Origin of the sequence: Cytobacillus firmus DS1 (genome assembly GCF_000565285.1) — a bacterium.
GTDB lineage: Bacteria > Bacillota > Bacilli > Bacillales > Cytobacillaceae > Cytobacillus > Cytobacillus firmus_A.
Genome location: NZ_APVL01000008.1, coordinates 83,980 through 105,962, shown reverse-complemented (window position 1 = coordinate 105,962; position 21,983 = coordinate 83,980). Strand labels below are relative to the sequence as shown.

Below are 21,983 nucleotides of genomic sequence, written 5' to 3'. Positions count from 1 at the left end.
ATAAACAGGTAAAATGACAAGAAAAAGCTGCCTATTTTTCATGGCAGCTTTATGACATTTGATTTGATTCTATTTTTAAGCACGCGGGTGATATTGACTGTACACATCTTTAAGCCGAGTTTTGGTTACATGCGTATAAATTTGCGTGGTTGAAATATCGGCATGTCCAAGCATTTCCTGGACTGCACGTAAATCAGCACCATTTTCCAGCAGATGAGTGGCAAATGAATGCCTCAGCGTATGTGGAGTAAGCTCCTTCTCGATCCCTGCTTCCTGAGTCAGCCGCTTCAGTATTTTCCAGAATCCCTGTCTCGAAAGACGTTTGCCGTGATGATTTAAGAATAAAGCTTCATCCCTATGTTTTTTAGAAACAAACTTGCCTCTTCCTTCATTTAAATACCTTTCAAGCGCTTCAGAAGCTGTTTTGCCAATAGGAACAATGCGTTCCTTGTTCCCTTTGCCAATGCATCTAACAAAGCCCATCGTTAAATGAACATCACCTGAGTTCAGCCCTATCAGTTCACTTACGCGAATGCCTGTAGCATATAAAAGTTCAAGCATGGCTTTATCCCGCAGACCAAAGTGATCCTTAATTTCTGGAAAATCCAATAAAGTTTCCACTTCCTGCATGTTTAATACTTTTGGAAGCGAACGTTCCATTTGCGGTGTCTCTATATGGACAGAAGGATCATGACCAACTGCTTTTTCGCGGAGCAGAAATTGGTGAAAGGCCCTTAAGGAGGCTATATGACGGGCCAGTGTTTTTGAGGATTTGCCCTGTTTTTTTAAAAAGCCGAGAAATTGGATAATATGCGTGCGCTGCACATTTTCAAGACTTGTAATCTTCTCTCCTGACTTGAGATACTTCAGATAACTTTTCAAATCCCTTTCATAAGAGATAATTGTATTTTTGGCGAGGCCTTTTTCTACAAGTAAATAATGAATAAAGTCTTTTAACTGATCATCCATATGATTGCATTACTCCCCGTTTAAGTAGAAAAGAATTAACCGGTCCAGCAAGCTCCTATCTTCATCAGTTCCGCTCGCAGACACCTTAACAGCCGCTCCCCTTGGTTCGTCATAGCGGTGATAATCCTGGTATTCTTCGTTTAACCACATAATACCATAATAAAAAAGGATTGTGCATCCAGTAAAAATCACAAATACTTTAATGGTCTGAAAAGCCATGCCCAGCCAGGATTTCATGGTTTGGTCCTCCATAACTTTTAATAAAAAAGAAAGATATTCAGCTTTCTATTATTAAAAGGTATGCCATTTTGGACAAGAATTATACCTGGATTTGTATAAATGATGTTTATTCAGGGCACTTGCCTTTTTGAAAACAGCCTAAATAAATGTTGCCCGTTGATTTCCGCTCCAGGATGCTCAGCGAACCGCGGGGCGGGCGGTGAGCCTCCTCGACGCTACGCGTCTGCGGGGTCTCACCTGTCCCGCTACTCCCGCAGGACGTTAAAAGGCTTCCTTGGGAAAACATCGCACGAAGAAAATGCGATGGCATTTTCGAGGATCTCGCACCTTCCGCTACAATCAACTCAGTGAATAAGATGCAAAAACAACAAACCTTTCGAAAACAACCAAAATAAAAAAGCCTATCCTAATGTAGAATAAGCTTTGTCAATACACATATTAATTTTTATCTGCTTCGGTTTCTGTTTGTTTATCCTGGCAGCGGTAGCAGATGCCATGGAACGTAAGGCGGTGATCCTTTATTTTAAAGTTCCAGCGGCGTTCAACCACTTCCTCTACGTCTTCAAGCAAATCTTCCTGTATTTCATCAACAGCTCCGCACTCAATACAGACTAAATGGTGGTGAAAATGGGCTGCCCCTTCCTGACGCAGGTCATACCGGGAAACTCCATCACCAAAGTTGATTTTATCGACAATTTTTAATTCAGTCAGCAATTCAAGTGTTCTATATACAGTTGCCAAGCCTATCTCAGGCGATTTCTCTTTTACTAGGAGGTAGACATCTTCCGCACTTAAATGATCCTCTTCGTGTTCTAACAGGACGCGAACTGTTGCCTCTCGCTGTGGTGTTAGTTTATAGCTGGATGAATGCAACTGTTTTTTGATTCTTTCAATTCTGCTTTCCATACCGAAAGTCCCTCCCTCGCCACTAACATTCTCATTATAACAGAAATGAGATCACATTCAAAATAAAATAATTATAAATAACAAACGATAATGAATTTAATATAATAATGATTATAATATAGTCCAAAATAGATTGAAACCTCTTTATATGTACCCTATTTAATAATTTTTATCCTTATCCCGTACAGCAAATAGGCAGAGCCTGCCGCTCTGCCTTCAGCAATGATTTCTATTAGGATTGGATTGAATTAACAACAGACTTCATTAAGACAGGCGAGATAAACGCCTCTACCCCGGCTGCAGCGATTAGAAACAGAATGGCTACAGCAAATGCAATCATATATCTTCCGAAAAGAGGCATCATGGGCTGACCGGCTTTTTTCATAAATTGTCTTCTTATCATTTTTAAAGAGAAAGACACAGCCAGAGTTGCTGCTATTATAAAAATAGGTATGATGATCAGGTTCTGGGGAAGGACCGATACGAAGGAAAGCAAAAATCCTTCCCATCCCATGCGGTTAACGAGAAAGCCAACTGTAAAGCCAACCACCATGCCTTTCATAAAAAGCAGAATCAGAATGACCGGCAGTCCAATTATAGAGATTCCCAAAATCCACATCAATCCTATAAATTTTGTATTATGGAAAAAGCTTTGTTTAAATAATTCATCTGCTGCTGCAATATGCCCATCTGATACTTGTCCAAAAAACTGAGACAGATAATAAAATAAGTCTTCTTTTTGTGTAAAACTCAAGCTATTTACAACGATAGCCCCAAAAATGACACCCATGAGAAATAATACAATAACAAATAAGTAGATTGAGGAATGTTCGCGAAAGTGGGCTGCTGCAGCGTTCTGGTACATTTTTTTCTTCATTGCTCTTCCTCCTAAGACAAAACAAATTGGATATTAAATTGTATGCCAGTCCCGGAATTGTATGACAAAGAATTGGGCTGCTCTTCAATTGAGAAAAAAGGCCTTGAATACTTCATGTGTTTCTTGTATAATTTTCAAAATTATTAAAATATCATTAGGGGCGTTGAGAAAATGGATCCGATCTTAAAGGAGTTTCCAGAAAGAATTGAAACAGAAAGACTTTATATGAGGCCTGCCCTGCCCGGTGACGGAAAAACAGTTTATGAGGCTATATCAGCTTCAGCTGCCGAGCTTAAAAAATGGCTTCCTTTTGCACAGAATGAACAATCAGCAGACGAAGTTGAGTCTGGTATCCGCACATCTTATGCCAAATTTATTCAAAGGGAAGATTTCCGTATCCATATTTATAAGAAAGAAGATGATATATTTATCGGCTCTACTGGCCTGCATCGCATAAACTGGGATGTCCGCAAATTCGAAATTGGATATTGGGGAGATTCGAGGTTTCGGAAAAACGGCTATATTTCTGAAGCAGCCGCAGGTTTGACGAAGTTTGCCTTTGAGCATTTTCAAGCGAACAGAGTGGAAATCAGATGTGATCCTAAAAACATTAACAGCCGAAGAATTCCCGAAAGGCTGGGGTACACGCTTGAAGGGATCCTAATTAATGACAGTCTAAGCGCAGACGGAAAAGAGCTTAGAGATACTTGTGTTTATGCTAAAGTCAGCACATAAAAACATAGAGCCTGCACGGGCTCTATGTTTTTACGAATCCACAATTCTGCCGTACTTGCCTCCGCCCCCTGCCTGGAGGTTTAACTTTCCCTCACGCGCTTTTCCAATAAGCTTAGCTGTTTTCTCAGGAATTACTTTGCTAATTTCTGAGAAAGGAACATCGTGAAGAATGGCCATTTCCGTTCCGAAAAAATTCAGAAGCTTCTCGAGCATTTTCGGGCCTAACCCTGGTATGAACTCGAGAGGCACCTGATGAATATAAGACGGCCGTGCAACGGGCAATTCTCCGGAAGATTTCAGTTCAGAGATCCGGTCAGCCACGCCTTTGATAAATTTGTGGTGACTGCAATTCCGGCATCTTCCCTTCCCTTCATCAAAGAGGCCAAAACATTCAGAACAAACAGTCTGATGGTATTTTCCGAGCAGTGGATCAAGCCCGTAATTGGCTTTAACCCTGCGTTTTTCTTTTCCGGCCAAAGCTTTCTGCAGTTCAGCAAATGTGGGTGCTTCCATTTCCAGAATCTGATATTCTCTGGCGATTTTTTTTAATGAATGGGCATCTGAATTTGTTAAAAATGTATATCTGTGAAGTTCGGCTATTTGATCAGCCATCTCCGTATCTGCACTAAGCCCCAGCTCAATCGCATCAATTAAGTCAGGATCAAAAACCTCTGACAGCGTCCGCTCTACCCCTTTCCCGAATAGACTCTTAAATGGGGTAAAAACATGGGCAGGAATAAAAAGCCCTTCCAGTTCCTTCACTTTTTCCTGAAGCATTCTGCCTGAGACATAAATTCTTTGAGAGCTTAATGTTATGTTCTTCAAATACCCTGTTAACCAGGCAGAGAAATCCTTCATTGCGGATAGGGTTGGAAAGTAGCACAGGACATGAATTGGGCCTTTACAGGAATCATCATATATTTCAAGTTCCGACCCGGGAATAATCGTTAAATCTCCATATTGAAGTCCTCCATCCTTATGCTCGGTTACAAAGCCTTTTTGGGCCAATTCCTCGATTTCAAGGATGACTTCAGGAGAATGACAATCAATAATGCCAATGATATCAAGCCCCTTTTCATTGCGGGCATGCCTGATGATATTAGTGAAGGTAAGGGATTTAGCGCCTGTAATTTTAACTGGCTTTCCCGTATACGTACGTCCAATATGGATATGGAGATCAGCAAAAAAGCGCTTCATGCTATTTTTTCAGAGCCTCCTGCAGCTGCAGATATTGGATTGCATAAGCAGTTTTCGCATCATAAACCTTTTGCTCCTCAAGCAGGGATATGGCTTCCTCAAGGGTTACCTCCAAAAGGTTCACAAATTCATCTTCATCAGGCGAAGCGGCATTTTCTTTTTTCTTAAGACCCTTTGCTATATATAGATGCACGAGCTCATCGGCAAATCCGGGAGAAGTGTAGAATGAGATCAGCCATTCCATTTCCTTGCAGCCGTACCCTGTTTCTTCTTCCAGTTCCCTTTCTGCACAAATGCTGGGTTCTTCTCCTGCTTCAAGCTTTCCGGCAGGAATTTCAGCAATAATCTTATCCAGCGCTTTTCGATATTGTTCAACCATCACTATTTTATTATCTTCTGTTACTGCCAATACAGCTACTGCACCGGGATGTTTGATAATTTCCCGCTTCGATGTTTTGCCATTTGGCAGCTCAACATCCTCCACCTGCAGACTAATGACTTTACCAGTGAAGATTTTTTCCGTTTTAATTGTTTTTTCTTCTAGGCGGCTCATTGTTTTCAGTCACTCCTGTTCTATTCCGGTAATGATTGCTCATACATTTTATCATACTTGATGAGGGGGAGTATGGCATGAAGGTGTATGTCCATAATAGGGGAGTTATTCTGGCCGGCAAAGCCTGGGAAATCCGTGAGAAATTAAAACAATACAGCAGGCAGTATGTCCTTGTAAAAGACTGGGTTGAATCTCAGAACAATATAAAGTGAAACTTCAATCGGTGGAGGTTTTCCTTATCCCCACTGATTGTCAGTTGAACTTATCCTCCTTTGATTAAAATTAGTTTTGAAGTGGGGGTCTTACTGCCCGTTAGACGATAAAATGATAAGCCTCTAAATTTGAGTATGCCTCATTTGTTTATGTACAATTATAGAAAACATTCAAATGAGGTGGGTACTTGAAAAAGAGAAGACTTGGAAACTCAGACTTGTACGTAAGCGAGCTTGGACTGGGCTGCATGTCAATTGGCACCAGCCCTTCAAAGGCTCAGGAGATTATTGAAGCTGCCCTTGAAGAAGGAATCAATTATTTTGATACAGCTGATTTATATGATTTTGGTGAAAACGAAAAGCTTGTCGGACAATCGTTAAAGAATGTGCGCGAACAGGTGATTATTGCGACCAAAGCCGGCAACCGATGGAATAAGAATAAAGATGGCTGGAGCTGGGATCCCTCAAAAAGCCACATCAAAGAAGCTGTAAAAGACAGCTTGAAACGGCTGGATACGGACTACATCGATTTATATCAGCTTCATGGCGGCACGATTGAAGATCCGATTGATGAAACCATTGAAGCATTTGAGGAACTAAAGGAAGAAGGGTACATCCGCCAATATGGCATTTCCTCTATTCGTCCAAATGTAATTCGGGAATTTGCATCTAAATCATCCATTGTTTCTGTCATGATGCAATACAGCATTTTAGATCGGCGCCCTGAAGAAGAAGCGCTGCCTCTTCTGAATCAAAAAGGCATCAGCGCTGTTACAAGAGGGCCGCTGGCCAAAGGGCTGCTCAGCGACAAAATGCTGGATAAAGCATCAGAATCGATAAAGAATAAAGGCTATTTGGACTACAGCTATGCTGAATTGAAAAAAACGCTCACCAGCATCCGGGAAAAAATTTCTGACCAGCGCACCATGAACGAGATAGCATTTCAGTTCAATCTTGCGAACCCTGCTGTCGCTTCTGTTACAGCCGGGGCCAGCCGGGCTGAGCAAGTTAGAGAAAATGCAGAAGCAGCTAGAGCCAAGCCTCTGAACGAAGAGGAATTGGCCCTGATTAAATCTATTGCAATGCTAAATAAATATGAGCAGCATAGATGATAGAAAATCCATAATTTAAGACAAGAAAGGGGCTGACAGAAAAAGCCGGCCCCTTTTTTAATATTATTTGAATTCTTTCCAGTTAAGATCGCTTTCTCCAAGCAGTTCTTCAAAACTTTTATTTTTTTCGCGCAGTCTTCTTTCCTCTCTTTTTCTGCGCTCTTCTTCTTCCTTCTGTTTATCTTCAGCAGCCTTTAATTCCTGCTTTTTCCCTTTCAGCTGCTCCATCAGATCCTGGTTCAGCATGTCGCCTAACGTGACTGGTTTGTCGTCTTTCTTAGGCTGGGAATGATGTTTTTTCTTTTTCATATAATCCCCTCATCAACTGATTTTGCCATTTATTATAGCATATTTTATTATTCATGAAGGAAATGGCTTAATCACTTTTATCGTAAAAACTCCAGAAACTCAATTCTATTTCCGAATGGATCATCTGCAAAGAACCTCTCTCTTCCTTCTATCGGCGGTTCTTCCTTTATTGCTACATTCTGCTCCTCAAGTTTGCTTCTTAAGGCTTCCAGGTTTTCCACAATAAAACCAGGGTGGGCTTTTTTGGCAGGCAGGAAGCCTTCCTGTACTCCAATATGGATTTCCTGATCTCCGCAAATAAACCAGCAGCCTCCGCGCTTTTGAAGATTTTCAGGCTTGGGAATTTCTTTCAGGCCAAGCTGTTCACCATAAAATTTCCTGGCTTCCTCCTCGCAGCCTTTCGGAGCTGCCAGCTGGATATGGTCAATTCCTTTAAAGGAAAAACTCATTTTTTCTCCTCTTTTCTTTAGGCTGAAAATAATGAAAAGCACAGCATGCAGCTGTACTTTTCAGATGTATTAGTAAGCTTCTGTTATAACGTTTTCATCAACCTGCAATTGGGGTTCTGTCGAATTGATAATGTCCCCGATTGTGAAGCCTTTAGCTACTTCAACAAGCTTCAAACCGGACTCGGTGACATCGATGACTGCCCGCTCAGTTATAATGCGGTCAACGACATTTTTACCTGTTAAAGGCAGGCTGCATTCTTTAAGAATTTTTGAATCGCCGTTTTTATTAGTGTGATCCATAATGACAATGATTTTATTGGCGCCATGAACCAGATCCATTGCACCGCCCATTCCCTTGATCATTTTTCCGGGAATCATCCAGTTGGCAAGATCTCCTTTTTCAGAGACTTCCATACCGCCGAGAATGGCAATATTCACATGGCCGCCCCTGATCATTGCAAAAGATTCAGCACTATCAAAATAAGATGATCCCGGGATGGCTGTAACTGTTTCTTTTCCGGCGTTAATTAGATCCGGATCAACTTCACTTTCTGCAGGATACGGGCCGATGCCCAGTAATCCATTTTCAGATTGCAGGACCACTTCCTTATTATCAGAAATATAATTTGCAACCAATGTTGGCATACCGATTCCCAAATTCACGTAAAAGCCATTTTCAATTTCCTTTTCAGCCCGTCTGGCAATTTTTTCGCGTACTGCCGCTTTATCGTTACTCATGACACCCTCTCCTTCCGTCACTAGTATTTATTTCTTCACCGTCAGTCTTTCAATGCGCTTCTCCTGTTTTCCTTCAATTAGTGATTGAACATAGATGCTCGGGGTATGAATATAATTCGGATCCAGTTCACCAATCTCATAAAGCGTCTCCACTTCTGCAATTGTCACTTTGCCGGCTGCTGCAATCATCGGATTGAAGTTTCGGGCCGTTTTATGGTAAACAAGATTGCCCATCTTATCGCCCTTCCATGCTCTCACAAGGCTGAAGTCTGCTTTCAGTGCTTCTTCAAGAAGATATTCCTTGCCGTCAAACACCTTCGTCTCTTTCCCCTCTGCAATTGGGGTCCCTACTCCAGCTGGTGTGTAAAAAGCAGGAATGCCTGCGCCGCCTGCACGTATTTTCTCTGCAAGTGTTCCTTGAGGAAGCAGCTCTACTTCAATTTCCCCTGAGAGAACCTGTCTTTCAAACTCTTTGTTTTCCCCAACATACGAACCAACCATTTTCTTAATCTGTTTATTTTTTAAAAGCAGTCCAAGTCCCCAATCGTCAACACCGCAGTTATTCGAAATGACTGTCAGATCCTTAACCCCTTTTTCAACTAAAGCCAGAATAAGGTTTTCCGGAATTCCGCAAAGGCCGAAACCGCCAACCATTAGGACAGCACCATCGTGAATTCCCTGAACCGCTTCACTGAAGGAAGTACAAATTTTCTTCACTTCAATCGCTCCTTTCATTCAAAAGTACTTATTTTTACTAATTATCAAAAACAGCTATGCAAGCTCCACTACTGTAGCTACCCCTTGGCCTCCGCCAATGCAAAGAGTTGCAAGGCCTTTCTTTGCCTGTCTTTTTTGCATCTCATGAATAAGAGTTACGAGGATTCGTGCTCCGCTTGCGCCGATTGGATGTCCAAGTGCAATGGCTCCGCCATTAACATTCAGAATCTCCTTGTTAAAACGAAGCTCCCTGTCAACTGCCAGCGACTGGGCTGCAAATGCCTCATTTGCTTCAATAAGCTCTAATTCACCCATGGAAACAGTTGCCTTTTCAAGCGCTTTTTTTACGGCAGCAACAGGTCCGATCCCCATGATGCTGGGGTCCACACCTGCACTTGCATTTCCTTTAATCGTCACTAATGGCTTAAGCCCCAGTTCATCTGCTCTCTTTCTGCTCATAACCAGCACTACAGCCGCCCCGTCATTAATCCCGGAAGCATTTCCGGCTGTTACGCTGCCATCTTTCCTGAACGCCGGACGCAGGCCAGCGAGCTTTTCAGCAGTTGTTCCTTTTTTCGGATACTCGTCTGTATCAAAAACTATCGGATCCCCTTTTCGCTGAGGAATTTCCACCGGAACGATTTCATCTTTGAATTTTCCTTCTTCAATTGCCTTTGCTGCCTTTTCCTGGCTGTCTGCGGCAAATTTGTCCTGTTCTTCCCTGCTCAGCTCATATTTTGAGCAAAGATTTTCAGCTGTAACTCCCATATGGTAATCATTAAAAGCACACCAGAGACCGTCTGAAATCATCGAATCTATAAGCTTTTGATCTCCCATTTTAAAGCCATTTCTTGCATTTTTCAGTATGTAAGGCGCCTGGCTCATATTTTCCATGCCGCCAGCAATCACTGCTTCGGCATCGCCAGCTAAAATGGCCTGTGCTGCTAAATGGACCGCCTTCAGCCCTGAACCGCAAACTTTATTAATCGTCATTGCGGAAACGCTTTCAGGAAGTCCAGCTTTAAGAGCTGCCTGCCTTGCTGTGTTTTGGCCCAGGCCTGCCTGCAGGACATTCCCAAGGATTACTTCATCTATTTGATCCGGTGTTACACCTGCTTTTTCAAGAGCGCCTTTTATCGCAATCGCCCCAAGCTCTGGTGCAGATACATCTTTAAGACTTCCATTGAAACTGCCGATTGCTGTCCGGACAGCGCTGACTATTACGACTTCTGTTTGTGCCATCTCTCTCATCCTTTCAAAACATCTCTTTGCTTATATTCGTTCCGGGATATCAAAATTCCTTTTATTTTGTCAAAATTTCTATTATTCTTGCAATCGAAAATACTTTCCTAATACAATAAATTTAGGGTTGTCTAGAAAACGCTTACTAAAATTTAAATTATGAAACGGGAGAGGAAAACATGACGCTTGCATTTCCGGATAAAGTAACAATTATTGAAGTGGGCCCGCGGGATGGACTGCAAAACGAAAAGTCGTTTGTACCGACTGAAGTTAAGAAAGACTTTATTAAAAGTTTAAAAAATGCAGGATTAACAGAATTGGAGCTTACTTCTTTTGTGTCTCCTAAATGGGTTCCGCAGATGGGGGATGCAGCTGAAATTACGGCAGATTGTCTTGATGCAAATACAAGGGATATCGTACTTGCCCCGAACCGCAAAGGCATTGACAGAGTATATATGACTGATTGCCGGGCTGTTGCCGTTTTCGTTGGTGTAAGCAATACATTTAACAAGAAAAACATCAATAAAACCACTCAGGAAAGCATGGATGAACTAAAACCGATTATCGGAGAACTGAAGAAAAAAGGTTATTTTGTCCGTGCCTGCATCTCTACGGCATTTTATTGTCCGTATGAAGGAGCCGTCAATCCTGAAGATACAGTTGGGCTATGCCGCCAATTTACAGAGGCAGGGGCTGATGAATTAAGCGTGGCAGATACAATCGGGATGGCTGCTCCCCATGAATCATACGGGCTCTTTTCCCGTTTAAAAGAAGAGTTTCCAAATACTCTGCTGACTGCGCATTTCCATGACACAAGAAAAATGGCCCTTACTAATATTTTTGCAGCCTTACAGGCAGGTGTCGACCGATTTGATACTTCCGCCGGAGGACTTGGCGGATGCCCATTTGCCCCGGGAGCTGCAGGCAATGCGGCAACTGAAGATGTTGTTTATATGCTTGAGCGCATGGGAATTGAAACCAATGTTAACCTGGATCAATTAATGGAAGCTGTAAAAATTGTTCAGCCTCATCTTTCCAGGCCGATTGAAAGCACCTATTTCAGGCTGAATGTTCAAACTGTTCAATAGCATAACAGCTTTAGATGAATAATGCCCCCTTTTTTATCGCATCTTATTAGATGAAAGCAGCTGACGAATTCAAGTTCAGCTGCAGCCATTAAAAGGGGGATAATCCTATGAGCCAAAAACGCGATAAAGGATCCAGCCAGAAGGGGAAGCCAAATTCCGATACAGTCAGCCAGACGATTGCTGCCGAGGAATTAGAAAAAGCGATTCATCCGACTAAAAGACAAAACGCACAGCAATAAGCCGCCGCAGGAGCGGCTTTTTTTGTGCCGCGAGTCCTTCATGAAATTTCACCATGTCCCGGCTCACATCTCTGTTTTAATTTTATCCAGAATGGTAAAATAAAGTGAAACTTCAATCAGTGGGGATTTTCTTTTATCCCCCACTGATTGTTAGTTGAGGCCCACAGGAAGTGGGTCACAAAGACGTTGCGTCCTTATTTCGGGCCTATACGGGCAGTTTGATCCCCACTTATCCTCCTTTGATTCCTCTGAGTCTTGAAGTGGGGGTCTTACTGCCCGTTAGACTGCGATAAAGAAAAAAAGATGGAGGGATGGGTTTGAGAAGGTTTTTGCGCTATTTATTTTCCATCGTTCTCTTTCTTTCATCACTCGGCGTCTATTTTACAAATAGGCTTATGTTTATGAAAAAGAAGGAAGATGACTTTATTTTAGAAAGGGAGAAGGAGTCCGGCAGACTTGATCTGATCAAGTATGAAAGCCTCCCGAAAAGAGAGGTGCTTATTCCTTCCCCATTTGGCTATAACTTAAAAGCTGTGGCTGCTGAACCCCATAAAAACAGCCGCTATATCATTATTTCTCACGGGGTTACGGAAAATAAAATGAACTCGATTAAATATATGAATCTCTTTCTGGAACGGGGATTTAACGCTGTAATCTATGATCATCGCCGCCACGGAGAATCCGGGGGAAAGACGACAAGTTACGGGCATTACGAAAAGTTTGATCTAAAAGCAATTGTTGATTGGCTTAAAGCGGAAAAAGGGCCTGATATCCAGATCGGCATTCATGGTGAAAGCATGGGGGCTGCCACCATGCTCCTTTATGCGGGAATGCTTGAAGACGGTGCCGACTTTTACATTGCCGATTGCCCTTTTTCCGATTTTAAGGAGCAGCTGGCTTACCGTTTAAAAACCGAGATGAAGCTGCCCGCGAAACTCTTTTTGCCTGTTGCTGATCTATTCCTGCGGATGCGGGAGAAATATTCCATTGCGGACGTTTCGCCTATTTCTGTTATAGAAAATATAAAGAAGCCCATCCTGTTTATTCACAGCGAAAAAGATGATTTTATTTTGCCGACCATGTCCGAAGCTTTGTATGAAAAGAAAAAAGGCCCTAAAAAACTTTATCTTGCTGCCAATGGGATCCATGCCCAATCCTTCAACGAAAACAGAGAGGATTATGAAAAAGTCATTGACGAGTTTTTGGAGCAGTATGTCAGCAGCAAAGAAGCTTTATCATAATAAAAAACAGCTGTCTTCAAGTCAGCTGTTTTTTATATCTCTGTTACTAAGGTTATCAGTTTTTTTCCTTTATGATTTCCTTACCGTCTGCCGACAGCCCTCTGGCAGTATGAAAATCTCCCATTTTAAAATAATATCGTTTGTTGTCTTTATCAATTATAGCCGCTTCTTCAAATTTTTCTTCCTTGCCGGCCACTTCTACTTTTTTAATATCCCCGCTCTGAATTTCACCAAAAATTATCGGTAATCTGTTTTCCAGATTTCCTTCCTTATCGTAATCATAGAAAGTATCTGAATAAACGGTCATATGTTCATTCTCATAATGCTCCCAATGGTTATGGCCTTCATTTTTCCAACCCTTTTTGTCATCGCCCTTTAAATAGGCAACTGCCATAGCCTCTACCTCATTTTGCCCATCATTCTGCTGCGTTAAATAAAGAATAATGACTCCATCTTTAACTTTTTCTTTATGTAAGATTTCTTTTACATTGAATGGTATTCCATCATCAATTGCCTGGCCCATTGTTGCTGTGCTGCACCCTGACAATATCAGGGAAGCTGCCACCAGCAAATATAACAGATAGTTCTGCCTCATTCATATCTCCCCCATCAGTAATCTCTTCACCCATAAAGACAAACATCTTTCTTAATCTATTTAGCCTGTAACCCTTTACTAGTATATTAAAACCTTATTTTCCAGAATTTTGGAAGGGTATTTTTACCTATGTATAAAAAAGACCGCCTTCCTTCAAGCGGTCGTCTGCTAGATCATTTATTTTGTTTTATCAATAAAGCTCATTCTCGGATTTAGATACTGATTCGGGCTTTTTAACTGAAAGCAGTTAGCCTTCTCAGAAAAGTCTATCGTTAAATTTTCATCCAAAAATACTTCCTTAGATTTTTCCACATATATGCTGCCGGTGTTTGTTTTGATCTCCCTGTCATCTTCATCAAGCTCGTCAACAAGCCAGAGTGCAGCCACTCCGCTTACAACACAGCCGCAGCCATCTATATCATACTTAAGCTTTATAAATCCATCTTTGCCGGCAATCCGTCCCGATAATTTTTCTGCCGCTGTTCCAGTTAATGTTATTTCCATGTTGTAAAACTACCTCCCCTTTGCATATGCTGATTTTAACACAGATAGGAATAACATGCTTCTGAAAGAGACAGCTGCTATTCAGCCACCGAAATAATGTTTTTTTAGAAAGGATGATTGGATATGTCCAAGGTGCAGATTAAAGTGATGGATAATGGCCCGCTGCGTGTAACAGGCCCGGTGGAGTTAATTGATATGGATGGAAATACGTTTGAAACAAAACAAACCTTCTCCCTTTGCCGCTGCGGAAGATCCTTGAAAATCCCATTTTGTGATGGCACTCATAAAGGAACTTTCCACTCCTGTGTCCGTGCGGAGAAAGCTCCCGATGACAAGCAATAAGGGTGGAAAACGGGGACAGTCATCCCCGTTTTTTTTCATTTTTTATTCTTGCGGGTATTGCTCCTTCATCTTGTACAATCCCCTGAAGCAGTTCCCGGTCCCTGTCCGTACTGTCTTCCCCGGCCCCTGGTGCGATATTAGCCATTGGCAGCTGTTCCAGTTCTTTTCCTCTTGGCATCTTCATACACCTCCCTGCTGTTAAGGTGCTTCCCCCGTCCAAAAACTAACCGTTTTAAATTCATCCAGTTCAGACAGCCCTATTCTTCCGTAAACCGCGCATCTGCTATAGCGTTAATGGAAATACGGTGAATTTCCCCAAATCGGTCAACAACATGAAGTTTTTGGCCAAGGTCATCCCAATAATGAATACTCCCGATGACCAGTTCATAATTTCTGCCCCTGTAATGTGTAAGTGTAACGCTTTTTTGGAATTCCATTGCTTCCGAAAGAATTCCATTCATATATTCAAGCTTCTGCTCATCCAATTCCCGCTTTTGCTCGTGTGTATCTTCCTTTGCCCAGTCTCTTAAGAGCTTTACATGTTCCGGCAGCATCATGGAAGTCCATTTAATTCTGCCCCGATCGCGAATCATAAGCTGACCCCCTTTTACATTTTATGGCCGCCGACCAATGCCGCACGGTGTTTGGCGGTTCCTGCGCCTGTATAAGAGACGGCTCTCAGCAGAGCTCCTCCTCCAAACTTGGAGCGGATCCGGTCGACAGTATAGCCGAGCTCCCTTTTTTTCCAGCCATCCAAGTCGAACAGACTTAGCTGCATTTCGCAGTCATCCGTAATATTGCCGAGGGAAATGGAAATCTGCCGCACTGTTTTCCCCTCATAATTCTCGTCAAAAAGCTCGAGGCAGACCCGATAAAGGTCCATTGTAATATTGGTTGGCCGGTCTACTGTCCTGGAGCGGTAAAAGCCCCCTCCGAATTCATCCTGGCTGTAGCCAAGGCCGAAGCTGATAGTTCTGCCGGCTTTCCGGTGGCTGCGGGCCCTTCTTGCCACTTCTTCACACATCTCAAGGACCACATGCTTAATTTCCTTTTCCTCTTTGTAATCCCTCAGTAAAATCTGGCTTTTGCCGAAGCTGATCTGTCCTGCCATAATCGGCGCGCCTATTTCCGACAGATCAATCCCCCATGCATGGTGATAGAGCTGATTGCCCATAATCCCAAACTTCTTCTCGAGCTTAGCCAGATCATAGCGGGCAAGCTGGCCGACTGTAAAAATCCCCATTCCATTCAATGTCTTTTCAACACGGCGGCCGATGCCCCACATTTCCCGTAAAGGGGATACATTCCACAGCTTTGCTTTTACATCTCCATACGTCCATTGTGCAACTCCCTTTTTTTTCGCCTCAAGGTCCAGGCACAGCTTTGACATTAGCAAATTAGGCCCTATTCCTATGGCACAGGGAAGCTGAAATTCCCGTTCAATATCATCTTTTATTTTCCAGGCAATCGTCTGGGCATCACCCCAGAGATGCACTGCGCCGTCTACTTTTATAAAGCTTTCATCGACACTGTACGTATGGATGGCTTCCTTGGGGACATATCGGTTAAACACTCTGGTGATTTCAGTGGAGATTCTTAAATAAGTCGCCATTTTCGGCTCCTCAACTCGAATGCGCGGATCTTGGGGGACCTCAAAAAGACGGGACCCTGTCTTTATTCCAAACTCTTTTTTCATTCGCGGAGAGGCCGCCAGAACAACGCTCCCCTTCCGTTCCACATTCCCGGCAATTACAAGATAGCAGTCAAGAGGATCCAGACCAAGCATGACAGCAGAACAGCTTGCATAAAAGCTCTTCATATCAACACACAAAATTTGATTGTTCGGCATTGAGCTGTAATCAACCATGACTTCGACATCCTCCTTCAAAAAAAAGCGTAAGGCGCTGCTTATCAGCTTCTATGCTGCATAGCCCCTCTGAGAAAAAATATATATAACAAGAACATCTGTTCTGTATATGTATACCCATTATATTAAGTGAATATGCGTTCGGTTTCAATGGAAATTTTACGCGGTTTTTCTTAAAAGTGGTTCTTTCTCCCCAGGTTAGACGCCTCACCAGTCAAAAACAAAAGAAGCTGCAGGCATATGGCTGCAGCTTCTGAGCTTCTTATTTTTGATTGAATGCGCGTTTTCCAATTTTTTCGAACATGCCTGGAAAAAGGGCATAGATAATGCTCCCCGCATTCATCCACCGCGGAAGGTTGATTTCCCTGACAGGCCGCAGCATGGCATTGACTACTTTGCGGGCCACGTATTCAGGCTTAAGCATAAATTTGCTGACATTTTTCACGTATGTGCCCTTTTCATCTGCAATCGTAAAGAAATTGGTTTCAATCGGTCCGGGGTTAACTGCAGTCACAAATACATTGCTGTCAGCAAGCTCCATCCGAAGGCTGTTTGTATAGCCAAGAACCGCATGCTTGGTTGCGGAATAGACACTCGATTTCGGTGTGGCCATTTTGCCGGCCTGTGAAGCGATATTAATAATATGGCCGCTCCTCTGTTTCCTCATCACTGGCAGCACCATGCTCGTGCAGGCCATTAAGCCAACAACGTTTACATCAAACATTCCCTTTATTTCTTCAACTTTTGCTTCATGCGCCTCCCGGAAAACACCGAAGCCGGCGTTATTCACAAGAACGTCTATGTGACCAAACCGGGCAATGATCTCTGAAAAAACAGCCGAAACTTCGTCAGTGTCTGAAACATCAAGCTTATGCACATGAACATCGGCTGAAAAACGCTTCCGCAAGTCTGCCTGCAGCTCCTGCAATTTGTCAAGGCTGCGGGCAAGAAGGACAAGGTTTGCTCCCCTTTCGGCACAAAGGACGGCCATTTGCGCCCCGATCCCGCCTGATGCACCTGTGATAATCACATTTTTATTTTTTAATCTGTCTGACAATCAAACCACCTCTTTTGATGCGGAATACAAGAATGCTTCCTCCTCTTTATTTATATAAATCTCCCCTATTGAATGCAAATAGTCAAGCTGTGCGACTGTTTCAGAAATGGTCAGGGAAAGCTCCTTCTCATAAACCTTCGGAAAAAGGCGGCGGCACACCGCAAAAACAGTAAGCGATTCGGACTCAAGCCATGCCTTTACTTTCATTGCCCGCTCATGCTGGCGGCCAAGCCTTTCGCTTATTAACCCATTCACATTTGTAATATCCTCTCCATGTCCGGAATAAAAAAGGGATATCGGCAGCTGCCGCAGTTTTTTCAGAGACTCGTTATACTGAAGCTGCGGCTTCGGCCTTTCCGCATTGCCGGGAAGCGGCGGCTCCAGGATAGGATTAGGTGAAATGTGTGCAAGCAAATGGTCTCCTCCAAGGAATACACCATCTTTCTCCCTGAACAAACCTATATGGCTCTGTGCATGCCCGGGGGTCTCCATTACCGTCCATTCGTTAAGTCCTTCAGGCTGGCTGCCTTCCTTCAGCTCTCCTGTCAGGGTACGATTGCAGGAATAGCGCAAAGTCTTTTTCATTTTGTTAATAAAGGAAGCATACCTTTCAGGAATTCCAAATTCGCTAAACAGTTTTATGTAAAACTCATCATGAAATTTTAGAAATTCGTCAGTACGGGACAGCCACCTTTGGTTAACCGGGTGCCCGAACACATCAAGATTGTCCGGGAAAAAGTCAAGCAGCCCGGCATGATCGGGATGATGATGTGTGAGAACAACCTGTTCAAAATCACCGGGAGTTAAATTCAGCTCTTTAAGCTGGGATTTTAAAGCTTCCCATGCTTCATCCGTTTTAGGCCCGGCATCGACAAGAGTCAGCTTTTCCCCTTTTACTGCATATACATTAACGTCGCCGACAGGAAAAGGTGTCGGGATAACAAGCTTTGCAATACCATCCTTCCATTTTGCCATTATACAATCCCCCTAAAATCACTATATTTAAATAAAATAAAGCTGTTTTCTATATACTTCCGCAGACTTGCTTCCTTTAAGTAACTGCTCTGTTATCCCCTTAAAATATCAGCATTTGCCATACGCACATATTAGCGGAATTTAATAACATAATTTACAAAATTACATATATAAAAATAAGTGTACCGTTCTTTTTAGTAATTGTCATTATTTTCACATAACTTTTACGCAATATTGATAATTTTTTGAAAAATAATTCTTGACAAATAAGCGTGTCTTCTTGCATAATCACAATTAAAATTTGATTTTCATAAATCAAAGCTGTACTTCTACAGCAGAAACATGGCGATGAATAAGATTAGTAAATGGAAAACGGCGAAAGAGAGTGAAGCTCGAGCGGCTGAAAGGCTTCACCGTCCACTTGACCATTGAACCTGCCTTATGAGCTGTTAGGAAAACCTAAACGCACCCCCGGCGTTATCGGGATCGAGATGCCTTTTCAAAAACACAGCGGCTGCGGCAGGCATGCTGCACAAAGAAAGAAAAGGCAATGAAGGTGGTACCGCGGAAGCAAAGTCTTTTCGTCCTTTACTGGATGGAAAGGCTTTTTTATTTTTAACAGCCGGCAAATGGAGCAACAATAAGGAGGAATAACAGTACAATGAAAAAATTAGCTATTGTAGGAGCAGGATCAATGGCAGAAGCGTTAATATCAGGAATCGTCGAAAGCCGGCTCATTACCGGCAGCAATATTTGGGTAACAAACCGGTGCAGCAGGGAAAAGCTGCAATCCCTGCAAAAAGCCTATGATGTTCAGGCCACTTATAATCTTAGTGAACTGTTAAGCGGGGCGGATGCTGTTATTTTAGCGATGAAGCCAAAAGATGCTCAGGAGGCCATCAATCTCATAAAGCCTTATTTACAGGAAGACATGTTGATCATTTCCGTTCTCGCCGGCGTTTCGATCGAAAGCATTGAACTTTTGGCAGAAAAAAAGCTGCCAGTCGTGAGAGCCATGCCGAATACATCGGCAGCCGTCGGAAAGTCAGCGAGCGCCTTATCGGCTAATGAAAGAGTGACCAAAGAACAGCTTGAAGCAGTAATAGGGATTTTTGATACAGTGGGAAAATCAGCATTTGTTGAGGAAAGACAGCTGGATGCTGTAACAGGGCTGTCAGGCAGCGGACCGGCGTATATTTACTATCTTGCGGAAGCTATGGAAAAAAGCGCGGAAGAAATCGGGCTCGAAAAGGGTATGGCGAAAGAATTCATCATCCAGACACTCATCGGGGCAGCCGAAATGCTGGCCAGATCAGCCAAGGACCCCGAGCAGCTGAGGAAGGAAGTAACAAGTCCCGGCGGCACCACCGAAGCAGGTGTAAAAGTGCTTGAAGCGAACGGAGTGCAGGAAGCTTTCATTGAATGCATCAAGGAAGCGACAGCCCAATCCAGGCGGCTTGGCCAAAGCTTCAGCAGCACAGTGAAAATTTAGCTGGCAGCATCTCCCCAAAAAAATGCCGTCTTATTGCAAACTATGAAAAAAGGATGAGAAACCTGCAAATGCTCATTATTCTATTAAGCGCAAGCCTCCTGGTATGGATTGCAGTACTAATTGATGCTGTTCTGGGACTAAAGAGCCTGGACCGGCTTGAAGATAGCGATACGATGACTGAGGGCCCCCTTCTTTCTGTTATAACAGCGGCAAGGAATGAAGAAGCCAAGCTTGCTGTGAGCTTAGAAACCCAGCTGCGGCAAAGCTATAAGCGCATTGAATGGATATTGGTCAATGACCGTTCAGCCGACAGCACAGGAAGCATCATGGACCATATTCAGAAGAATGATTCAAGGGTTAAATGTATTCATATTGATTCCCTCCCATGCGGATGGCTGGGAAAAAACCACGCTCTTTATAAAGGATATATGGAATCATCAGGGGAATTAATTCTGTTTACAGATGCCGATGTGTTATTTAAAAAGGATGCCTTCAGCAAGGCGGTTCATTATTTCAGCAAGAATGACCTTGACCATTTAACGGCGGCACCGAGCTTGACGGGCAGGAGTTTCTGGCTCAATACGTTCATTGCTTTTTTTCTTTTCGGCTTCTCCTATTATAAACGCCCCTGGCTGGCGAACAATCCACGTTCTAAGAGCGGAATTGGCATTGGGGCATTTAACATGGTGTCCAGACGTTCCTATGACGAAATCGGAACACATAGGGCAATAAAAATGCGGCCTGATGATGATTTAATGCTTGGAATGAAAATGAAACAAAATGGATTCAGGCAGAAATTTGCAACGGCGATGGACCTGATTGAAGTTGAATGGTATGAAAGCTTAATAGAAGCCTTCAAAGGATTGGAGAAAAATACTTTTGCAGGCCTGCATTACCGTATTAGCATGGTGCTATTTGCAATTGCCGGCACATTCCTTTCTCAGGTGCTTCCCTTTTTCTCCATTTTTTCAACTGACAAAATTATTTTCAGTTTAAGCCTTGCAAATATTATTTTATTAGCAGGTGTTTATACAATCATTACAAAAAGAATGTCAAAATTTTCTCCGCTTCTGTTTACTGTATTTCCAATTACAGCTCTCCTGTTTATTTATTCCATAATTCGTGCCAGCATTCTAACCTTTGTACGGGGCGGCATAGTCTGGAGAGGTACATTATATAAGTTAAGCGAACTGAGGAATAGACGCTGAAAGCACACACCTTCCTGAATGCATGTTCTTTTTCATTTATCGAACTGCCTGATATACTTAATATTTAGGATAGCGAAATAAGGAGGCAGAAATTATGGAAACAAAACTTTTTTCACCTTTTACGATTAAAGGAGTCACCTTTAAAAACAGAATTGTTATGGCACCGATGTGCATGTATTCAAGCCATAATGAAGACGGAATGGTTGAAAACTGGCACCGGACTCATTATGCGAGCCGGGCTGTCGGGCAGGTGGGATTAATCATCCTGGAAGCAACTGCCGTGACCCCGCAGGGCCGGATTTCTCCTCAGGATCTGGGAATATGGAGTGATGACCATATCGCTGGCCTGAAGGAATTAACCGGGCTAATGAAAGAACACGGTGCTTCACCTGGAATACAGCTTGCGCATGCCGGCAGAAAAGCGGCTGTCGAAGGAGAAATTCTCGCCCCATCTGCTATTGCGTTTAATGAGAAAATGAAAACACCAAAAGAAATGACAAAAGAAGAAGTTTCAGAAACCGTGGATGCATTCAAAAAAGGTGCTGAAAGGGCGAAAAAAGCCGGCTTTGAAGTAATTGAAATTCATGCGGCACACGGCTATCTGATCAATGAGTTTCTTTCACCACTAAGCAATAAACGGAATGATGAGTATGGGGGGACGGCCGAAAACCGATACCGCTTCCTCCGTGAAGTCATTGAAGCCGTTAAAGCCGTTTGGGATGGACCTCTATTTGTCAGAGTATCAGCCCATGATTATCATGATGAAGGGTTAACCGCAGAGGATTATGCAGAAATGGGAAAATGGATGAAGGAGCAGGGTGTGGATCTTATTGACGTAAGCTCCGGAGCAGTAGTGCCGGCCAGAATACATACTTATCCGGGCTACCAGGTCAAATTCTCTGAAACCATTAAAGAAGGTGCGAATATCCAGACTGGTGCAGTCGGGCTGATTACATCCGGCCTGCAGGCTGAAGAAATCCTCCAAAACGGACGGGCTGATTTAATCTTTATTGCCAGAGAATTGCTGAGAGACCCGTATTGGCCGCGGACAGCAGCAAAAGAACTTGGCGCCTCAATCGAACCTCCTAAGCAATATGAACGGGGATGGCTGTAACATTA

The 21,983-nt window shown here is 43.0% G+C and carries 28 protein-coding genes; 10 read left to right on the top strand and 18 right to left on the bottom strand.

Annotated features, from left to right (window positions below):
• Positions 1 to 75: 75 nt before the first annotated feature.
• From xerD to spoIIM, 4 genes are all read right to left on the bottom strand, one after another.
• Positions 76 to 969: a site-specific tyrosine recombinase XerD gene (gene xerD / locus PBF_RS12190; protein ID WP_035330068.1), complete on the bottom strand. Its 894-nt coding sequence runs from the start codon at positions 967 to 969 to the stop codon at positions 76 to 78.
• Between the two features lie 9 nt (positions 970 to 978).
• Positions 979 to 1,206, bottom strand: coding sequence for a YqzK family protein (locus PBF_RS12185; protein ID WP_035330067.1), 228 nt, complete (start codon positions 1,204 to 1,206; stop codon positions 979 to 981).
• Positions 1,207 to 1,647: 441 nt separating this feature from the next.
• Entirely contained in the window at positions 1,648 to 2,115 is a 468-nt protein-coding gene (locus PBF_RS12180) for a Fur family transcriptional regulator (RefSeq protein ID WP_035330066.1), read from the bottom strand.
• 232 nt (positions 2,116 to 2,347) lie between these two features.
• Positions 2,348 to 2,992 (bottom strand): stage II sporulation protein M, encoded by a 645-nt coding sequence (gene spoIIM / locus PBF_RS12175; protein WP_035330065.1) that lies wholly within the window; start codon positions 2,990 to 2,992, stop codon positions 2,348 to 2,350.
• A 171-nt stretch (positions 2,993 to 3,163) separates the two neighbouring features.
• Between spoIIM and PBF_RS12170 the strand changes: the two genes are divergently transcribed.
• On the top strand, positions 3,164 to 3,727 hold the full coding sequence (locus PBF_RS12170) for a GNAT family N-acetyltransferase (RefSeq protein WP_035330064.1): 564 nt from the start codon (positions 3,164 to 3,166) through the stop codon (positions 3,725 to 3,727).
• A 30-nt stretch (positions 3,728 to 3,757) separates the two neighbouring features.
• Here the strand turns inward: PBF_RS12170 and PBF_RS12165 are convergent, their stop codons facing one another.
• A complete protein-coding gene (locus PBF_RS12165) occupies positions 3,758 to 4,924 on the bottom strand; it encodes an endonuclease Q family protein (RefSeq protein ID WP_035330063.1) in 1,167 nt (388 codons plus the stop codon).
• Position 4,925: 1 nt separating this feature from the next.
• Positions 4,926 to 5,477: an NUDIX hydrolase gene (locus PBF_RS12160; RefSeq protein WP_035330062.1), complete on the bottom strand. Its 552-nt coding sequence runs from the start codon at positions 5,475 to 5,477 to the stop codon at positions 4,926 to 4,928.
• Positions 5,478 to 5,554: 77 nt separating this feature from the next.
• On the opposite strand from PBF_RS12160, the gene mciZ reads away from it, so the two are divergent.
• Positions 5,555 to 5,689, top strand: coding sequence for a Z-ring formation inhibitor MciZ (gene mciZ / locus PBF_RS25455; RefSeq protein ID WP_081757274.1), 135 nt, complete (start codon positions 5,555 to 5,557; stop codon positions 5,687 to 5,689).
• 188 nt (positions 5,690 to 5,877) lie between these two features.
• The gene (locus tag PBF_RS12155) at positions 5,878 to 6,801 is read left to right on the top strand and encodes an aldo/keto reductase (RefSeq protein WP_035330061.1); all 924 of its coding nucleotides are present in this window, start codon (positions 5,878 to 5,880) and stop codon (positions 6,799 to 6,801) included.
• Positions 6,802 to 6,864: 63 nt separating this feature from the next.
• Here PBF_RS12155 and PBF_RS12150 read toward each other — a convergent pair whose 3' ends face one another.
• The 5 genes from PBF_RS12150 to PBF_RS12130 form a co-directional block, all read right to left on the bottom strand.
• Entirely contained in the window at positions 6,865 to 7,110 is a 246-nt protein-coding gene (locus PBF_RS12150) for a YqkE family protein (protein ID WP_035330060.1), read from the bottom strand.
• A gap of 77 nt (positions 7,111 to 7,187) precedes the next feature.
• On the bottom strand, positions 7,188 to 7,559 hold the full coding sequence (locus PBF_RS12145; protein ID WP_035330059.1) for a VOC family protein: 372 nt from the start codon (positions 7,557 to 7,559) through the stop codon (positions 7,188 to 7,190).
• A 69-nt stretch (positions 7,560 to 7,628) separates the two neighbouring features.
• Positions 7,629 to 8,297: a 3-oxoacid CoA-transferase subunit B gene (locus PBF_RS12140; RefSeq protein WP_035330058.1), complete on the bottom strand. Its 669-nt coding sequence runs from the start codon at positions 8,295 to 8,297 to the stop codon at positions 7,629 to 7,631.
• Positions 8,298 to 8,324: 27 nt separating this feature from the next.
• Positions 8,325 to 9,014: a CoA transferase subunit A gene (locus PBF_RS12135; RefSeq protein ID WP_035330057.1), complete on the bottom strand. Its 690-nt coding sequence runs from the start codon at positions 9,012 to 9,014 to the stop codon at positions 8,325 to 8,327.
• 54 nt (positions 9,015 to 9,068) lie between these two features.
• Positions 9,069 to 10,256 (bottom strand): acetyl-CoA C-acetyltransferase, encoded by a 1,188-nt coding sequence (locus tag PBF_RS12130; RefSeq protein ID WP_035330056.1) that lies wholly within the window; start codon positions 10,254 to 10,256, stop codon positions 9,069 to 9,071.
• 179 nt (positions 10,257 to 10,435) lie between these two features.
• On the opposite strand from PBF_RS12130, the gene PBF_RS12125 reads away from it, so the two are divergent.
• The 3 genes from PBF_RS12125 (at position 10,436) to PBF_RS12120 (ending at position 12,824) form a co-directional block, all read left to right on the top strand.
• On the top strand, positions 10,436 to 11,344 hold the full coding sequence (locus PBF_RS12125) for a hydroxymethylglutaryl-CoA lyase (RefSeq protein ID WP_035330055.1): 909 nt from the start codon (positions 10,436 to 10,438) through the stop codon (positions 11,342 to 11,344).
• 107 nt (positions 11,345 to 11,451) lie between these two features.
• On the top strand, positions 11,452 to 11,583 hold the full coding sequence (locus tag PBF_RS27030; protein ID WP_268745115.1) for a hypothetical protein: 132 nt from the start codon (positions 11,452 to 11,454) through the stop codon (positions 11,581 to 11,583).
• Between the two features lie 317 nt (positions 11,584 to 11,900).
• Positions 11,901 to 12,824: an alpha/beta hydrolase gene (locus PBF_RS12120; protein ID WP_035330053.1), complete on the top strand. Its 924-nt coding sequence runs from the start codon at positions 11,901 to 11,903 to the stop codon at positions 12,822 to 12,824.
• Between the two features lie 55 nt (positions 12,825 to 12,879).
• Here PBF_RS12120 and PBF_RS12115 read toward each other — a convergent pair whose 3' ends face one another.
• Positions 12,880 to 13,419 (bottom strand): hypothetical protein, encoded by a 540-nt coding sequence (locus PBF_RS12115; protein WP_035330052.1) that lies wholly within the window; start codon positions 13,417 to 13,419, stop codon positions 12,880 to 12,882.
• A 177-nt stretch (positions 13,420 to 13,596) separates the two neighbouring features.
• Complete coding sequence (locus tag PBF_RS12110; RefSeq protein WP_035330051.1) at positions 13,597 to 13,923, bottom strand: iron-sulfur cluster biosynthesis family protein; 327 nt, start codon at positions 13,921 to 13,923, stop codon at positions 13,597 to 13,599.
• Positions 13,924 to 14,046: 123 nt separating this feature from the next.
• On the opposite strand from PBF_RS12110, the gene PBF_RS12105 reads away from it, so the two are divergent.
• Positions 14,047 to 14,265 carry a CDGSH iron-sulfur domain-containing protein gene (locus PBF_RS12105; RefSeq protein ID WP_035330050.1) on the top strand — a complete coding sequence of 73 codons (219 nt, stop codon included), beginning with the start codon at positions 14,047 to 14,049 and terminating at the stop codon, positions 14,263 to 14,265.
• A 19-nt stretch (positions 14,266 to 14,284) separates the two neighbouring features.
• On the opposite strand, the gene PBF_RS26140 is transcribed toward PBF_RS12105, so the two are convergent.
• The 5 genes from PBF_RS26140 to PBF_RS12080 all read right to left on the bottom strand — a co-directional run bounded on the left by PBF_RS26140 (position 14,285) and on the right by PBF_RS12080 (position 18,164).
• A complete protein-coding gene (locus PBF_RS26140) occupies positions 14,285 to 14,449 on the bottom strand; it encodes a hypothetical protein (protein WP_160169258.1) in 165 nt (54 codons plus the stop codon).
• 73 nt (positions 14,450 to 14,522) lie between these two features.
• A complete protein-coding gene (locus PBF_RS12095; RefSeq protein WP_035330048.1) occupies positions 14,523 to 14,858 on the bottom strand; it encodes a YolD-like family protein in 336 nt (111 codons plus the stop codon).
• Between the two features lie 14 nt (positions 14,859 to 14,872).
• Positions 14,873 to 16,132, bottom strand: coding sequence for a DNA polymerase thumb domain-containing protein (locus tag PBF_RS12090; protein ID WP_035330047.1), 1,260 nt, complete (start codon positions 16,130 to 16,132; stop codon positions 14,873 to 14,875).
• Between the two features lie 262 nt (positions 16,133 to 16,394).
• Positions 16,395 to 17,189 (bottom strand): SDR family NAD(P)-dependent oxidoreductase, encoded by a 795-nt coding sequence (locus PBF_RS12085; protein ID WP_035330046.1) that lies wholly within the window; start codon positions 17,187 to 17,189, stop codon positions 16,395 to 16,397.
• Positions 17,190 to 18,164 (bottom strand): MBL fold metallo-hydrolase, encoded by a 975-nt coding sequence (locus PBF_RS12080; protein WP_035330045.1) that lies wholly within the window; start codon positions 18,162 to 18,164, stop codon positions 17,190 to 17,192. It lies immediately after the preceding gene.
• Between the two features lie 661 nt (positions 18,165 to 18,825).
• Here PBF_RS12080 and proC point away from each other — a divergent pair.
• The 3 genes from proC (at position 18,826) to namA (ending at position 21,978) form a co-directional block, all read left to right on the top strand.
• Positions 18,826 to 19,656 carry a pyrroline-5-carboxylate reductase gene (proC, locus tag PBF_RS12075; RefSeq protein ID WP_035330044.1) on the top strand — a complete coding sequence of 277 codons (831 nt, stop codon included), beginning with the start codon at positions 18,826 to 18,828 and terminating at the stop codon, positions 19,654 to 19,656.
• Positions 19,587 to 20,864, top strand: coding sequence for a glycosyltransferase (locus PBF_RS12070; protein WP_235192249.1), 1,278 nt, complete (start codon positions 19,587 to 19,589; stop codon positions 20,862 to 20,864). Before proC ends, PBF_RS12070 begins: the two co-directional genes overlap by 70 nt.
• A 94-nt stretch (positions 20,865 to 20,958) precedes the next feature.
• On the top strand, positions 20,959 to 21,978 hold the full coding sequence (gene namA / locus PBF_RS12065) for an NADPH dehydrogenase NamA (RefSeq protein WP_035330043.1): 1,020 nt from the start codon (positions 20,959 to 20,961) through the stop codon (positions 21,976 to 21,978).
• Positions 21,979 to 21,983: the final 5 nt, after the last annotated feature.